The 15,887-nt window shown below is 43.9% G+C and carries 16 protein-coding genes and 1 riboswitch; of the genes, 3 read left to right on the top strand and 13 right to left on the bottom strand.

Annotated elements, in window-relative coordinates; genetic code table 11:
- Positions 1-652: 652 nt before the first annotated feature.
- The 7 genes from B2337_RS13190 to B2337_RS13160 form a co-directional block, all read right to left on the bottom strand.
- The gene (locus tag B2337_RS13190) at positions 653-1,036 is read right to left on the bottom strand and encodes a cupin domain-containing protein (RefSeq protein WP_292361825.1); all 384 of its coding nucleotides are present in this window, start codon (positions 1,034-1,036) and stop codon (positions 653-655) included.
- Positions 1,037-1,569: 533 nt separating this feature from the next.
- Complete coding sequence (locus tag B2337_RS13185; protein WP_292361826.1) at positions 1,570-2,664, bottom strand: endonuclease/exonuclease/phosphatase family protein; 1,095 nt, start codon at positions 2,662-2,664, stop codon at positions 1,570-1,572.
- 321 nt (positions 2,665-2,985) lie between these two features.
- A complete protein-coding gene (hpnC, locus tag B2337_RS13180; RefSeq protein ID WP_292361827.1) occupies positions 2,986-3,831 on the bottom strand; it encodes a squalene synthase HpnC in 846 nt (281 codons plus the stop codon).
- A gap of 37 nt (positions 3,832-3,868) precedes the next feature.
- A complete protein-coding gene (locus B2337_RS13175; RefSeq protein WP_292361828.1) occupies positions 3,869-5,155 on the bottom strand; it encodes a DNA recombination protein RmuC in 1,287 nt (428 codons plus the stop codon).
- The gene (locus tag B2337_RS13170) at positions 5,146-5,805 is read right to left on the bottom strand and encodes an HAD family hydrolase (RefSeq protein WP_292361829.1); all 660 of its coding nucleotides are present in this window, start codon (positions 5,803-5,805) and stop codon (positions 5,146-5,148) included. Before B2337_RS13170 ends, B2337_RS13175 begins: the two co-directional genes overlap by 10 nt.
- A complete protein-coding gene (gene ubiG / locus B2337_RS13165; RefSeq protein ID WP_292361830.1) occupies positions 5,805-6,506 on the bottom strand; it encodes a bifunctional 2-polyprenyl-6-hydroxyphenol methylase/3-demethylubiquinol 3-O-methyltransferase UbiG in 702 nt (233 codons plus the stop codon). The genes B2337_RS13170 and ubiG overlap by 1 nt, the downstream gene beginning before the upstream one ends.
- Positions 6,503-7,822: a TRZ/ATZ family hydrolase gene (locus B2337_RS13160; protein ID WP_292361831.1), complete on the bottom strand. Its 1,320-nt coding sequence runs from the start codon at positions 7,820-7,822 to the stop codon at positions 6,503-6,505. The genes ubiG and B2337_RS13160 overlap by 4 nt, the downstream gene beginning before the upstream one ends.
- A gap of 37 nt (positions 7,823-7,859) precedes the next feature.
- Here B2337_RS13160 and mtnA point away from each other — a divergent pair, with 37 nt between their 5' ends.
- The 3 genes from mtnA to B2337_RS13145 are packed head-to-tail and all read left to right on the top strand — an operon-like array spanning position 7,860 to position 10,478.
- On the top strand, positions 7,860-8,912 hold the full coding sequence (gene mtnA, locus B2337_RS13155; protein WP_292361832.1) for an S-methyl-5-thioribose-1-phosphate isomerase: 1,053 nt from the start codon (positions 7,860-7,862) through the stop codon (positions 8,910-8,912).
- A gap of 10 nt (positions 8,913-8,922) precedes the next feature.
- Positions 8,923-9,597, top strand: coding sequence for an SDR family oxidoreductase (locus tag B2337_RS13150; RefSeq protein WP_292361833.1), 675 nt, complete (start codon positions 8,923-8,925; stop codon positions 9,595-9,597).
- Positions 9,591-10,478, top strand: coding sequence for a phosphotransferase (locus tag B2337_RS13145; protein ID WP_292361834.1), 888 nt, complete (start codon positions 9,591-9,593; stop codon positions 10,476-10,478). Before B2337_RS13150 ends, B2337_RS13145 begins: the two co-directional genes overlap by 7 nt.
- On the opposite strand, the gene pnuC is transcribed toward B2337_RS13145, so the two are convergent.
- The 6 genes from pnuC to B2337_RS13115 form a co-directional block, all read right to left on the bottom strand.
- The gene (gene pnuC, locus B2337_RS13140; RefSeq protein WP_292361835.1) at positions 10,475-11,098 is read right to left on the bottom strand and encodes a nicotinamide riboside transporter PnuC; all 624 of its coding nucleotides are present in this window, start codon (positions 11,096-11,098) and stop codon (positions 10,475-10,477) included. The genes B2337_RS13145 and pnuC overlap by 4 nt on opposite strands.
- Complete coding sequence (locus B2337_RS13135; RefSeq protein WP_292361836.1) at positions 11,098-11,355, bottom strand: YkoF family thiamine/hydroxymethylpyrimidine-binding protein; 258 nt, start codon at positions 11,353-11,355, stop codon at positions 11,098-11,100. Before B2337_RS13135 ends, pnuC begins: the two co-directional genes overlap by 1 nt.
- A gap of 44 nt (positions 11,356-11,399) precedes the next feature.
- Positions 11,400-13,556, bottom strand: coding sequence for a TonB-dependent receptor (locus tag B2337_RS13130; protein ID WP_292361837.1), 2,157 nt, complete (start codon positions 13,554-13,556; stop codon positions 11,400-11,402).
- Between the two features lie 61 nt (positions 13,557-13,617).
- Positions 13,618-13,724, bottom strand: a riboswitch (TPP riboswitch).
- 113 nt (positions 13,725-13,837) lie between these two features.
- Positions 13,838-14,407: an SRPBCC family protein gene (locus B2337_RS13125; RefSeq protein ID WP_292361838.1), complete on the bottom strand. Its 570-nt coding sequence runs from the start codon at positions 14,405-14,407 to the stop codon at positions 13,838-13,840.
- An 87-nt stretch (positions 14,408-14,494) separates the two neighbouring features.
- Complete coding sequence (gene cysB / locus B2337_RS13120; RefSeq protein ID WP_292361839.1) at positions 14,495-15,415, bottom strand: HTH-type transcriptional regulator CysB; 921 nt, start codon at positions 15,413-15,415, stop codon at positions 14,495-14,497.
- Between the two features lie 82 nt (positions 15,416-15,497).
- Positions 15,498-15,842, bottom strand: a complete 345-nt coding sequence (locus tag B2337_RS13115; RefSeq protein ID WP_292361840.1) for a hypothetical protein — start codon at positions 15,840-15,842, stop codon at positions 15,498-15,500.
- Positions 15,843-15,887: the final 45 nt, after the last annotated feature.

Below are 15,887 nucleotides of genomic sequence, written 5' to 3'. Positions count from 1 at the left end.
TATATTCAACACTTGTGATGATTTAACCTGAACATGCGAACACCCCATGTGACATTATCGCCCGGACAAGCAATGTTCCAGACATTGCTTTGCATACACTCCGTCCATGGAGATAAGCGATAATGGACGCCGGTAGGCGCCCGAAGGGTGAGAGGCAGGGACGCATCTCATCAAAGTAGGTCACTGCCAGGCTTTAATATAATAGAAAAGGCCACTCCGATAGGGGTGGCCTTTTTTATTATCTGAAGTTTAGACAAGGTGACCTGCTTGAACGAAGTGACAAAAACGCCAGGACAGGCAATGCTCCCAGCATTGCTTCTGCATACACTCCATCCATGGAGATAAGCGTTTTTGCATGAGCGAAGCGAGCCCGTAGGGTCTGCCACAGGGATGTGGCTGATAAAGTAGGTCACCGATAACCGCTCCTGCGTTATCGGAATACATCACATCCATGTGAATAACTGCCAGGCTTTATACAAAAAAAGATCCTGATTTTGTATGTTATGGGCAACTTATATAAAAAAGCCCCTCCTCAATTAAGAAGACGGGCTCTTTTTACTAAGATATTTCAGAACTTGTTTGAACTCAATGCCATTGAAGATAAGGGATGTTATCAAGTACACTGGGTTAGTAACAGTCTACTGCGATAACGTTACTCACCAAAGGGTGAAGTTACATCTTGTGGTACACGGATCGCAAAAATCTTGCGTACGGTTTGTTCCGTCTTCCAGGTACCCTTAAAGCCGGCCTTAACCACGAAACTGTCACCGGCGATATAGCTAACAGACTCGCCATTGTCATCCTTTAATGTGGCCTTGCCTTCGAACATGTGCACCATTTCATCAGCATTATAGATGACGCGATAAGTCCCCGGTGTAGCTTCCCAATAACCCGTTAATAACTTACCGTCTGCAGAGACATATTCAAGCCAGGTAGTCATAGTCGGCAAGCCTTCAAATGGAATCCAACCATCAAGGTCTGATGTAATTGGTGTTGCGCTAGGCGCCGAGAATTTTCCAAAAGTAATTGTTTTCATAACCGGACTCCAATCATTCAAGCAAAGCGTCAAGTTTCGCAATAAACTGGTATCGGGATAAATCCACATTAAGTCTTAATCCTAATGGCTAATTGACAATATGGATAAATTTTTTTGTGTTGGGTTCTAGTTTATTTATACCGAAGGTTTAAAACCACTTAATACGTCATATCGAGCCTTGCGAGTTGACTTCTCATGCGAGGATCATGGAATCGTGGAACTTAATATAAATTCCTCCACACTAGATCAGCTTTCGATGACTTTTGATACGAATACTTCGCCCAGCAAAGCGGTGATTGGGTAATATCCTTTTTATAAGTACGATTTATTTTTTGTATTTATTATGTCCCGGAGCATTTTCACTGTTTCCAGGGCCAGATGGATCGTGGCCGGGCGGCACGTGACCATGTTTATAGTGCCCACATCCTGAAATCATTAAAATAACTACAATGAAAAATGTTGAAATAAGTTTGTTTAACATCAAAAAGGTTGTCCTTAATATTTAAATAAATAAAACCACTAAAAAAGTCCAGTTAACCCGGTGACGGGACATCATTTTCGCTGACACGTTCAGTGCTTAGCTTTTCTTTAGCGAATGCTTGATCGTCTTTATCTGCTGTTAGCCCTGACTGTAAAGCATCAATGTAAGATTTGTTGTAAATCAATTGCGTGAGTAAAGCAAAATGATCTGATCCAAACGGTGACAAGCGACGCATTGCATATAGCTTAAAATGAGGACTATGAAACAAGTGATCCAAGGGCCAGCGCATAAACCAAAAATCAGCATGAAATGTGTTGAACATTCCTCTGCCAATCCGCGGATCTAACAGTTTGCTAATCTTACGAAATAGTCGGGTTGTTTTTGACCAGGCAACATCATTCAGGTCTCCGGTTACAATAACAGGCGTTTCTGCACCCGCAACACTTTTAGCCACCATAATTAATTCAGCATCCCGTTCGGAAGATTCTTCATTTTCAGTAGGACTTGGTGGTGCAGGATGCAGAAAGTGCATCCGAATATTCTGCCCGGATGGTAATGTTAAGAGCGTATGCATCGATGGTATATCATCTTCAACCAGAAATTCAGTTTTTGAATCTGACAAAACGTATTTGGAATATATGTGCATACCATAAAGGTTTTCTAGTGGGCAGCTCATTCTGTAAGGATAATCATCTTCAATATTTTTGAGCTTTGATTGCCACCATTGGTTGGTTTCCAATGTAACAAGAATATCGGGCTTATTCTGTTCAACAAGACTTATAAGTTTTTCAACGTGTTTATTAGACATCAGGACATTAGCGGTGATGATTTTGATACTATTTTCAGTATCGACTTGATCAATTTGCTGAACCTCTTTGGGATACAAACTGGTGTATGGCAATATCCACCATAGCTGATAGGCAAACGCTAACAGAGTTGGACCAAAAAGCATCCAGAAACTTGGTTTTGAGTAGTCCAGAAAAAAAATTTCAGTTGCTAACAAAACTAAAGCGAAAATGAAAAACTGCATTCGAGGGAAATCCAGTGCACGAATCCACCATTTTTCACTATTAGATAAGCTAAAAAAAGTTAGGCAAACTAATAAGAGTACTAGCGGTATAAATATATATAAGCTTAAGCTGTTCAAGAATATTCCAAAGCTGTACTAAAAGAGAATTTTTTGACCATAACATAAAAAGTTTGAACGTAGTATCAAGTGATTTTATGGCGTTTATTCGTGCAAAAAACGTTATAAAACGTGTTTGCGACCATATATGACTACGCCATTTGTAATTTGTTTTTTATTTTTATAAATAGTTAGTTACAGTCTGTATTAAATTACAAATTAAAGTTTTATTGAGGAAAACAGCATTAAAACGTGCCAAAGAGTTTAATTATTACAGAGCATGCCTTATGTTGGCTTTGGTCTAATATGCATATAAATCGCCGGGATGCAGGTTTTAAAACATTATGACAATTTATAAATTAATTGTTGATAGCGGGTTTTAACTGCACTGTTCATGAAGATACCTGCCAATGTTTTTCGCGATAGCCGCGGTCTTGTCAGTAGAGCCATATCCGGCTGCCGTTTGAGTAAGGATAAAGTTTTTATTCCACCCAGAGTCATCGCTCTGATTTCCCAGCCGAGTCGGCCTGATATGCTTAAACCCAGTTCGTAGCCTTCCATCATGATGCTTTCCGTTCGCCGATACATGCTTCGCATTAATGGTGCTAATTGACGGGTGTCCGATTGAGTCAATAAAACTTCCGTAATTCTATTGGCTGCCAGCTCATCTTGCGGTAAGTAAATACGATTCTGCTCAGTGTAGTCCTGCACAATATCCTGATAGAAATTAATTAATTGTAGCGCGGTACAGATCGCATCCGATTGTTTAAGCTGTAGCTCAGTCGGTTGTCCCTGCAGGTGTAAAAGAAGGCGTCCTACAGGGTTGGCCGAAAATCGACAATAATCGAGCACCTCATTAAAGGATGCATAACGTGTCTTGACCACATCCTGTCTAAAGGCAGTCAACAAGTCTTCCAATAATTGAACGGGTAGTTTGAAACGATGCACAGTATCTTCTAAAGCAATAAAGATGGGATCGTTACCGTGATATCTTCGTTCAGTAATGTCAGATAGATGCAGACTGTAGCTATTGAGTAGATGCAACCGGTCTTTCGCCGTTAAATTATCTTCATCAGCAAAATCATCTGCAGTACGGGCAAATGCATAAATGGCCGTAATGGGGCGACGTAATTTTTTTGGCAATAAAATAGAGGCGACTGGAAAATTCTCGTAATGCGATTTAGCCATTTTTAAACAAAACGCATACGCCTTGTTGAGTTCGGATTTACTCCTCATCGCTAAGATTTTGAACCTGGCGTGGCATTTGTTCTACAGGAGGCAGGTCGGTGATCGCATTTTTGCTACTGATGCCCATTTCTGTAAATTTACGGGCACCGGGTAATACCTGACGTTCCAGAGAACCGACCGCACTATTAAAATGATTAACACTACTTCCAAGGCTATTGCCTAATTTACTCAAGTGGTTGCCGAAGGTAGACAGTCGTTTATAGAGGGTTTCACCGAGTTCACGAATTATCTCAGCATTTTCGGCTAATGCCTGTTGTTTCCAACCATAGGAAACAGCACGTAACAGAGCAATAAAGTTGGTAGGGGTGGCCAAAATAATATTCTGGCTCATACTGTCTTCCAGTAAAGCAGGATCGACTTCAAGTGCCGCGGAAAGAAATTGCTCACCGGGAATAAATAACACAACAAACTCAGGCGATTGTGAATATTCCGCCCAGTAATTTTTACGGGAAAGTTCTTTGATGCGTCCGCGAATAATCTGAGCATGACGCTTTAATTCCAGTTTGCGTGTGGCATCATCTTTGGCCTGAATGGCCGATAAATAGGCATCAAGTGGTGTCTTGGCATCGACAATAATTTCACGTTTTTCCGGCAGCCGGACGATCATATCCGGGCGAATACTACCGGTTTCGGTGGTGGTATGCGTTTGCTCATAAAAATCACAATGTGACACCATGCCACTGAGTTCAGCCAGACGGCGTAACGTCATTTCACCCCATTGCCCTCGTACTTCCGGGCGACGCAATGCCTGAACCAGATTCTGGGTCTCAAGTTGCAACTGCTGTTGGTTCAGGTTCATTTGAGCGATGGTGGTGTTCAGACTGCCATAGGCTTCTTTGCGATCTTTCTCAATTTCCTGAATTTGCTTGGTGGTTTGCTGCAATGCTTCGTTAATTGGTTTAAGCATTTGCTCAATGGCTTTTTCTTTGGTTCCCAAATCCGCTTTGGCTTCACTTTGGAAACGTTTCAGATTTTCTTCGGCCAATCGCAAAAAGTTGGAGTTATTGCGTGTTAAAGCTTCATTAGAAAGCTGATTAAAAGTATTAGCAAGTTGATCACGAGTATGGTCGAGGATTTCATCCAACTGTTGTTTGTTTTTTTGTTCTAGTTGTAATGTCAGTTCTAACTCTGCATTTTTATGTTCCAAAACACGAATTTTGCCATTACGAATAACCAGACCGAGAACAATGCCAAGTAAAATACCAACCAGCAAAACAATCAATAAGTCCTGATGTTGCAGAAAGAACGCTGGAGTTAAATCCATTGTAATATCTCGTGGGGATGGTTAATCATACAGTCAGCCTGCCAGGATTCCGGTTCATCAGTCTCTGAAATATAACCGTATAAAGCAACGACAGAGCGCATCTGGGCATTATGTGCCGCCTGAATATCCCGCTCAGCATCACCAATATAAATGCAATCAACCGGTTTAGCCTTAACCAGCTCACAGGCATGTAGCATTGGCGCCGGATGCGGTTTACTGTGAGGAGTGGTATCGGCACTGACGATGCATGCAGCAGCCTCGGCTAAATTCAATGCCTTCATTAGCGGAATCGTGAGAAACGATGGTTTATTGGTCACGACGCCCCATCTAATACCGTTAGCGGTGAGGCCCTCTAGTACCTGTTGCATACCGATAAACAAATCTGATTCACGGGCAATATTTTCAGCATACAGGCTCAAAAAACGTTGTTGCAAGGCAGGATAAACGGGATCTTCCTTTTCAATGCCAAATCCCAGTTTCAATAATCCAGCACTACCATGACTGGCAACTGGACGAATCCGGGCATGATCCAATGGTTGTTTGCCTTCCTGTTCTAACAGGGTATTTAACGCGAAACCCAGATCAGGTGCTGTATCGACAAGTGTGCCATCCAAATCAAACAGCACCACATTAAACGGAGAAATAAACACTAGATTTTTCTGCAGTGAATAAGGTAATTGACATCCACATCTCTGCTGAGTTTATAGTGGCGGGTCAACGGGTTGTATGTAATGCCAGTGATATCATAAACATGCAAACCGGCTTCACGGCAGCAACGCGCCAGCTCAGATGGTCGAATAAAACGGGCATAATCATGTGTGCCTTTTGGCAGCATGTTGGCAATATATTCAGCACCAACAATGGCTAACAAATAAGCCTTAGGATTACGGTTCAAGGTTGAGAAAAAAACATCCCCACCGGGTTTTGCCATGGTGGCACAGGCAGTAATAATCGCCTGTGGGTCGGGCACATGTTCCAGCATTTCCATGCAGGTCACAACATCAAATTCATCCGGATGATTTTCCGCCATGGTTTCTGCGGTCGTCAGTTCATATTTGATTTTCAGGCCAGCTTCCAGCGCATGCAGTTTGGCAACATTGAGTGGCATTTCACCCATATCTATTCCAAGAGTATCTGCACCGCTTTTTACCAAAGCCTCAGTGAGAATACCGCCGCCACAACCTACGTCGATAGCCCGGGCATTTTTCAACTGGGTTCTTTCATTAATAAAGGTCAGTCGCAACGGATTGATTTCATGCAGCGGTTTGGATTGACCTTCCGGATCCCACCAGCTTGATGCCAGTGCATCAAATTTAGCGACTTCGGCTGGATCAACATTATGTTTTGTCATGAGGAAGACCTTATTTTTGTTGCCCATTGTTGTGCCTGGGCAGAAATATGTTGTGCATTTAATGTGGTGAGCTGACGTTGTTTTAATAATTGTTTTCCAGCGACCCAGACATCAGAAACTTTATCGCGACTGGTGGCGTAGACCAATTGAGACGGCAAATTATATATTGGCTGAGTTTCAATCTCGCTGAGATCGATGGCAATAATATCGGCGGTTTTACCGGTTTCCAGCGTGCCGGTGATGGAATCAATACCGAGAGCCTTGGCCGCATTGATGGTGGCCATCTGCAAAGCCTGGTAAGCAGGCACTACGCTGGGATCACCAGAGACACCTTTTGCCAGAATAGCTGCCTGACGCATTTCTGCAAACATATCCAGATCGTTATTGGATGCCGCGCCATCGGTACCAATACTGATATTGACGCCACGCTTGATGAGTTCGGCAACGGGTGTGAAACCACTGGCCAGTTTCAAATTAGACTCCGGGCAATGCACGATGTGAACGCCTGCTTCGGCGCACCAGTCCATTTCTTTTTCCGTTAGCTGCGTCATATGCACCGCAATTAATCGTGGAGAGAGCAAACCTAAGTCTTTGAGTCTTTCCAATGGACGTTTGCCAAACTGGGAAAGACTATCGCTGACTTCTGCCGCCGTTTCATGAATATGCATCTGAATCGGCAAATCCAGTTCTTCGGCGTTAATGATAATGGCTTCAAGTGTTTTGTCAGAAACGGTGTAGGGCGCATGTGGCGCATAATTGGTAGTGATGCGCGGGTGATGACGATACTGATCGTGTAAGGCCTGGCCTTTATGTAAGTACTCATTTACATCTTTCGCCCAGTTAGTGGGGAACTCAATGACGACCATGCCCAGACTTGCCCGAATACCGCTGCTATCAACTACCCGGGCAGTTGCTTCTGGAAAGAAATACATATCACTGAAACAGGTGGTGCCGCCACGGATCATTTCAGCAATAGCCAAAGCCGATCCGGCCTCAGCAAATGCATCACCAACAAACTGTTGTTCAGCAGGCCAGATATGGTTATTTAGCCAGGTCATCAGAGGCAAGTCATCCGCTAAACCGCGGAATAATGTCATAGGGGTATGGCCATGGTTGTTAATTAATCCCGGCATCACGCAATGTTCATCGAGATCCTGTGTCTGAGTAGCTATATAAAGCTGTTCCGCCTGAGTTTGCGGTAATAGCGCTACAATATTGCCCTCATTGACGACAATAGAATGATTTTCAAGAATGAGTTGATCTGCCGTCATCGGCAGACACCAGCGGGCATTTATTATCAGATCGACGTTTTCCATAGCGTCCGATTATAACCGCCATCAGCAGGAGAACACAGTGCAAAGCATCAGTGAAATGATTCAGCCCATCAAGTGGCATGATCAACAACTGCATTTACTGGATCAGCGTTTGCTTCCAACACATCAGGTCTGGCTCAGTTTTGAGCATATTGATGATGTCAGTCATGCTATTCGGGATATGGTGGTGAGAGGCGCCCCAGCTATTGGTGTAACAGCGGCTTATGCAGTGGTTCTGGCGTCCCGTACAGCATGGAACAAAGCCGGTGTGAACTGGAAACAAGCCATGTATGAACCTTTGGCAAAACTGGCAGCATCGCGGCCTACAGCGGTGAATTTAAATTGGGCGATCGAGCGGATGAAAGCCATTTATATTCATTTACCGGAAACCTATTCGCCAGAAGCGGAACTGCTGCAAGCTGCAGTTGAGATTCATCAGCAGGATATCGTTGCCAACCAGACCATGGGAAAGCTGGGAGCAGATTTGATACATGCTAACAGCATAGTGCTAACGCATTGTAATGCTGGTGCATTGGCGACTGGTGGCTTTGGTACCGCATTAGGAGTTATTCGGCAGGGATATGCCGATGGTAAAATACAGCATGTCTATATCGACGAAACGCGTCCCTGGTTACAAGGTGCGCGATTAACCGCCTGGGAATTAATACAGGACAATATTCCCTGTACCTTGCAGGCCGATGTCGCTGCGGCAGCATTAATGGCTTCGGGTCAGATTGATTGGGTTATTGTCGGTGCTGATCGGATTTCTGCCAATGGTGATGTGGCCAATAAAATCGGTACATACTCTCTAGCCGTTTTAGCCAAGTATCACCAGGTGAAAGTGATGGTGGTCGCACCGTTATCGACGATTGACTGGCAAACAGAATCAGGTGAACTTATTCCAATTGAACAACGACCAGCAACTGAAATAACACATATTGGTAGCCAGCAAATTGCGCCAGATGGCGTTCAGGTTTCCAATCCGGCCTTTGACGTCACACCGGCAGGGCTGATAAACGCTATTGTTACTGAAGCAGGCGTTGTGTTGTCGCCATCAGCGACTACAATGAAAAACCTTCGTAAGCACAACTAAGGAGCAGGATATGTCACAAACCGCACTGGTAACCGGCAGCAACAGAGGCATCGGGCTTGAACTCTGCCGGCAATTAAAAGCACGTGGCTTTGATGTGATTGCGACTTGTCGTCATCGCTCTCCGGCATTGGCCGAACTGGATGTGGAAATTATTGAAGATGTGGAAGTCAGCGATCCTATCAGTCTGAAAGCACTTTCGGAAAAACTCGGCGATCGTAAAATTGATTGGCTGATAAATAATGCCGGTATCGCCGCAGGTTTAGGGCTCAATGATATTGATTCGAATGCTATTGAAAGTTTTAAAAGCATGTTTGATGTAAACAGTCTTGGTCCGTTATTGACTACCCAGTCATTAGTGAATCATCTGTCTCAGGGTAGCAAGGTGGGTATCATCACCAGCCGAATGGGCTCAATTGCGGATAATGATTCCGGTGGTAGTTATGCTTACCGCATGTCTAAAGCGGCTGTAAATGCGGCGGGCAAGTCGCTATCAATCGATTTGAAACCTAAAGGTATTGCTGTGGCAATTCTGCATCCTGGTTGGGTGAGAACCGATATGACAGGGCATGGTGGCTTGATTGATGCGGATGAATCGGCAAAAGGTTTGCTGGATCGCATGGCTGAGTTGAATATTGATAACACTGGTACGTTCTGGCATATGAATGGTGAAGTGCTGCCTTGGTAAACTACCCATCGCTTTCAGATCAGCAGCAGCAAGGTTTGCCGGTATTGCTAAAACCGGCAAGCAGAATTCCCGTCCAGTTTAGCGATAGCAGCCATCAACTCTGGTTTTGTGAAACCGTTGATGGACCGATGGTGTTGAAGCGGTGTGATCATGACACGATTCAACAGTCGGCTTTCTGGCGTGGCATGAATAGCCTGTTTGCCATCAATTTCCCAGTGTCATTGGGAAATATTGCAGAAGTTTATCAACAGATATCAAATATCAGTTCTTTAAGTGTCCCATCCTTAATGGCCGCTGAGGCAGCAGAGTTTGTTTTGACCCGTTGGTTGCCTGGAAATGATGTGCACGCTTTAGCTGTAAATCAGCATACGATTAAGTCCCTGGCAAAACACCTTGGATCGGTGCATCAACAGCAGCATTCAAAGTGGGGGAATGTGCAACAGCCGCAATTTACCGCTGCAGAGTGGCCGCTACGCCTGAAATCAACGATAGAATTACTGATACAGCAACAAAAGCCTGCAATTGATCAGGCTGTTTTACAGCAGGTCTTTATCCAAGCTGAACAGCTTTGTGAAAAGATGTTTGTACCCATAATGCCTGATTTGCGATGGGATCAATTTCTGATGCAGCAGGACCAGCTCTCTGCCTTGGTCGATTTGGATGCGATTGTCTATGGCCCCCAAACATTAGAATTTGTTTTGCTGGAATATTTATTGGATCAACAACAGGCTGAGCTTTTTGCAGTTGAATATCTGAACCATCAGACCATTCCTAATCTGACGGCTGTTCGGCTGCCATACCGTTTATTACTTTTTTTAATGAATGTGCTAGGTGAGACAGATTTGAATTTGTGGCTCAATCATCCTGAACGGTTCAGTTAAGCTTGTTGGGTCTGGTGTTGTTTTGCTAATAACTGACGCCATTTAAAATACCCGGCCATGGCGAGAAACAGATAAATACTGAACATGACAATGGTGGCGTAAAAACCGGTCAATGCATAAAGTACAATCGCCGAGCTGTTGATAACTTGCCAATACAGCCAGTTTTCCAGAACTTTACGCGCCATCAAAACGGTATTCATCACTGAAAACACCATCACTGCAGCATCCAGATAGGGATATTGCGTGGCGTGTGCCGATAGGTAATAGCCAAATACCAGGCTGAGAAACCCGCCAGTGGCAATAAAGATAAGATGATATTGCCACGGCCAGCTGTGAATATTCAGTTCTGCCGTCTGGTTTTCATGACGATGCCAGAGAATAAAGCCATAGACCGCCATACCGATGTAATACAGGTTGAGCAGAGCCTGCATTGGTAACTGATTTTCCCAAAACAGGATGGTGTAAATAATGGTACTGATAAACGCTAATGGCCAGCACCATTGGGATTCACGGGCAGCAAACAGGATATAACCGATGCCAAGCAGCGCGGCAAATACTTCCCAGCCACTCATGGACACCAATCCAGCTAGCGTAATATCCCACCAACCTGACTCAGACATCAGTCTTTAACTTGATGACGATCGTTACCAATCAGTTTCAACACAAAAACACTATGAGGCAGTTGGGCAAATACAGCTTCAATTTCGCTGTCCATTGCATCCATTACATCACGATATTCACCAAAAATCTGGGTGCTCAAAGTATTACGATGCACAATCAGTTTCGGATTGTTTTCCAACTTGGCAATAAACGCCAGAATTGGTTCGACAAATTGTTCTGTCAGCGGATAAAGGCTGATATCAACTGAAATTCGCATAATGATTTCCGGAAAAAGTGGGGCACTACTGTGCCCCGTATAAATTAGTAGTCGTAAGAAACAGTCATGCCAAAAGTACGAGGATCGGCATACTGGGTATAAACCCGATCTTCATATTCCGTGGAAGGATCGATACCAAAGAAGAAGCCGCGAGTGTAATAATCTTTATCAAACAGGTTGCGTCCCCATAAGGTAAATGTCCAGTTTTGCTGCTGGTACTGCAAACTGGCATTGGTAATGGCGTAAGAACTGGATTTCGCATTATGGCTGTTGGAGTAATAGAACTCATCCTTGCCCTCAACATTGGCGCGAAGAGTCCATTGCGGGGTCAGATAGACTTCACTGCCAACACTGAAAGTGTAGGCTGGAGCATGAGCCTGCCTTCTGCCCTGAATATTTAAACCAGCCTCATCCAGTTCAGGGTTGTTGTATTCGTCAAATGTCGCGTGTAAAAGACCTAATGCTGCAAAGGTTCTTATTCGTTCATTGATCAACCAGTCAACACTTGCTTCAATGCCCATATTACGACCTTTGGCTGCATTATCCTGATAATCGATAAAACGGGTGCCGCCACCATCACGAGGAACACTGACAGATGTTTTTACCTGGGCATCTTTTCGTAAACCATAAAATGCGGTGATATCGGTCACCAGACTGCCATCCAGCCACAATGACTTCATGCCGGCTTCCAGATTCCATAAATATTCATTATTGAATTTGCGTAAGCCGGAAGCCAGATCTGCTTCCGTATTAACCCCCCCAGCTTTGTAGCCGCGGGATAATGATGTGTATAAAAGGTGTTGTGGGCGGAACTGATAATTCAGACCGACTTTGCCACCGAATAATACATCGTTGTCATCGAGATCCAATCCTTGCGAATCCTCATAATCAGCGTCCCAATGTTCAACGCGTAAACCGGTTATTAAAGTCAGCTTATCGGTTAAGGCAGTATCAAGTTGGCCATAAATGGCGCTATTAAACGTTTTATAAGTATTATCTAAAGCAAACGGAAAAACTGCATCACTATCAATGGCATTCGCAAAATAGGTGCGTTTTAAGTCCTGACGTTGATCGGCGAGATAAATACCAACGGACCAATCGGTTGTATCAGAAAAAATACGACCATCTTCATTTGATAGAGCCCTGAATTCAAATGAATAATTTTCCCGTTCACGCTTATATTGATCAAAACCACTATAAGGACAGTTAAATGCATCATTGTCTTCATCGGCATCCACACAGGTAGCATCAACAGGAAATTGTGTTTTAAATGACCAGTCATCATCGTAACTATATTCCAAATCAGATTTGGAATAGGTCAAGGTTGATTGCAATTGCACTTTACTGTTGGCACGCCAGTCAGTATTCAATGCAAACGCATTGGTATGCTGTTTGTCTTTACCAGGCTGATCTGACAGGCTGTTTCGACTGTTATCCAGTGTGAAAGCGTCGTAACCATTGTCAATATTCAAATGTAGTAAATTAAGATCAATGGTCAGATCATTACTGACCAGCCATTTTAAATGTCCGCGGGCAGTCAGTTCATCCTGATTTTGCGTATTATCCCGACCCAGAAAATCGTTATCCATATAACCATCTGAACGATGGGTATGTACGGCTATCCGTCCCAGTAATGTGTCTTTAATCAGTGGGCCGCCAACGGCAACACCAACACTGCGCGTATTGTAATTGCCAATAGTGGACTGAAAGTTCATATCCAGATCATTGGTCGCCTGTTTGCTTTGCATATTAATAACGCCAGCTAATGCATTGGCACCATACAACGTACCCTGTGGGCCGCGTAATACTTCTACTTTCTCAATATCAAATAAAGTAGCTGCGCCGCCACTGCGGCTAAAATCTATACCATCAATATATAGGCCGACTGATGGATTAAGAGGCGCCAGAAACTCACTTCGTTCACCAATACCGCGGATCTGAAAAAACTGGCCACGAGACGCACCGCTGGAAAGGTTTACATTAGGTGCCAGATTCAACACATCTTCAATATGCTGAGCGCCACGCGATTCAATAATATCTTCATCAAATGTGGTCAGACTGACGGGAATGTCCTGTGCTTCGGCCGGACGAAAGTCAGCGCTAACTAGCATGGAGGGTAGATCGGTACTGTTGTTCTGAGCAACTGCGCATGGTGAAAAAAGCGCGCTGGTAACTGCAATGGAAAGCAGGGTGGGTTTCATGACTATCCTTTTTAATTTCATAAAAAGGACAGGGGATCACGCCATTTGCATTGATCTAGCAAGAAGGTGTTGCCGCCTGTCCCTACGCCAGTATTACCTGGATCAGGTTCATCGGGTCTCCACCAAACTGGTGAATCTCAGGCCTTGCGACCACCCCGAGGCTTGTATTAGCAAGTAGAGTAAATATACAGAAAAATATGCTTTTTTCCCATCATTAATATTTTCTATCACATACAAAAAAGGCATCCGAAGATGCCTTAAATGTTCAAGTGATGAATAACTTAGTTTTCGATTTTAGCTTTCAAAGTATCCAGACCTGAACGGAAAATGCCCTGAATGGCATTGGTTGCCGTTTCGTCATTCAGCTCTTTAGGTTCATGATGATTGCCGGTATAACCACGGAAAAATTTGGCTAACCAGATGACCTTGGTTTGATCGCCTTCTGCTTCAACCGTCACCCAGGCTTTGTATTTGCTGACCGGAACCGCAGGGATATCATGCATTTCACCTTCGATATCCACTTGACCCACAGAGCTCATTTCATTGATTTCATACATAAAGCTCTTGGTTTCTTCATCAAACTTTTTCAACGTTTCAGTGATGGTGGAATCATTTTTCAACGTTAGAATGCGAGTGGCACCCACTTCATTTCCACCTTGCGCGTCGGTAGAAATAATGGCCGGGTGCCATTTATGCAGACTGTCAAAATCTTTAACCATTTCCCAGACGATGTCAGCATCAGCATTAATCAGCACTGTTTCTTCAACTTGTAAACGTGAAGCACCATGGGCAAATACTAATGCTGGCAATAGGAACAAGCCTGTTAAAAGGCCTTTTAATACAGCTTTCATTATATTTCCTTCTTATATTTCATTTGAAATGCTAAAAATCAGCCCAAATAAACTACCATTACATTCCAAAATGCCAAAGGGAAAATTTCACAATGCAATGGCGTTCCGGATCGTGTCACGTTGTAAATGTGGGGCAAAAAACTCAATAAAAGCATAGCTGTAACCACGAAGGTAGCTGCCTTTGCGTATCCCCATATGGGTTGTACTTGGTTTAAATAAACCACTGGCATCCATTGCCTGCAATGGCGCATCTTTTACAGGATCAAATGCCATGCTGGCTATAATGCCTATGCCAAGACCGAGTTCCACGTAGGTCTTGATAACATCGGCATCAGTTGCGGTGAAGACGACATTGGGCTTTAGGCCGCGTTCAATAAAAGATTGGTCCTGCTGAGCACGTCCGGTAAACCCCATCACATAAGTCAGGATGGGATATTGCGAAATAGCTTCAAGCGTTAGTTTTTTTTCCTTTAAAAGTGGATGACCGGGTGGTGTAATGACGGTTCGATTCCATTCATAGCATGGCAGAATTGCCAGATTATCAAATTTGGACAACCCTTCTGTTGCGATCGCTAAATCAACTTTTCCGGTGGCTGCCATCTCTGCTACTTCGGGAGGAGTGCCTTGCACCATATTCAAATGAACATCTGGATATTGTTCTGAAAAAGCTTTGATTGCTTTTGGCAGGGCATAGCGTGCCTGAGTATGCGTGGTGCCGATTGAAAGTGTGCCCTTTTTTTCATGACGACTGTCTGCGGCTTGTTCTCGTAAATTGTCGACTTCCTGTAATACTCGCTCAGCCATGGCTATCACGGATTCACCCAGAGGGGTAATGGCGGATAAGCGTTTTCCATGTCGTTCGAAAATTAATAAACCTAGTTCATCTTCCAGCAATTGTATCTGATTACTGACACCTGGCTGAGAAGCATGAAGCGCTTGTGCTGCGGCGGATATGCTGAGGCCCCGGCGCGCGACTTCGCGAACATATTTGAGTTGCTGCAACTTCATGGTTTATCCGATTTAGTTATTAGAAAAGGTAAAGATATAAAAAAAATAGATAAAAAATCAATCAACACATTTCTGGGTAATGTCACATTTCAATGATCGGCACACCCCGTTGCGGTAAGTGCAAAGGGACTGTGCGTTGGAAATCACTGTTTTGCGTTTCAGCTTCGTTTTCGGTGCTTAAAAAATGTTGTGAATCATCTGGTGACAAAGCGATATATTCACAGCCATCTGCAGTACACATTCTGAGCGCCAGAGTTAATGGATCAGCCGTCAGATTACGCTCATTGTCGAGAGTGTAAGGAATATGTGGGATCTCGAATTGTAACGGCTGGCGCGAACCGCTGGAATTAACCGGATTTATAAATACTGCAGTAATAAGCGCAGAACATACTGCTGTTATAACTAACAAAATTCGATAAGTTGTCATTTTCAGCCTCTCATCCTAGAGTGGATTTGGAGTTAGAGCATCGGT

The organism is Methylophaga sp. UBA3192 (assembly GCA_002363955.1).
Lineage (GTDB): Bacteria > Pseudomonadota > Gammaproteobacteria > Nitrosococcales > Methylophagaceae > Methylophaga.
The sequence above is the reverse complement of the archived record's forward strand: the minus strand, read 5'-3'. Positions and strand labels throughout refer to the sequence as shown.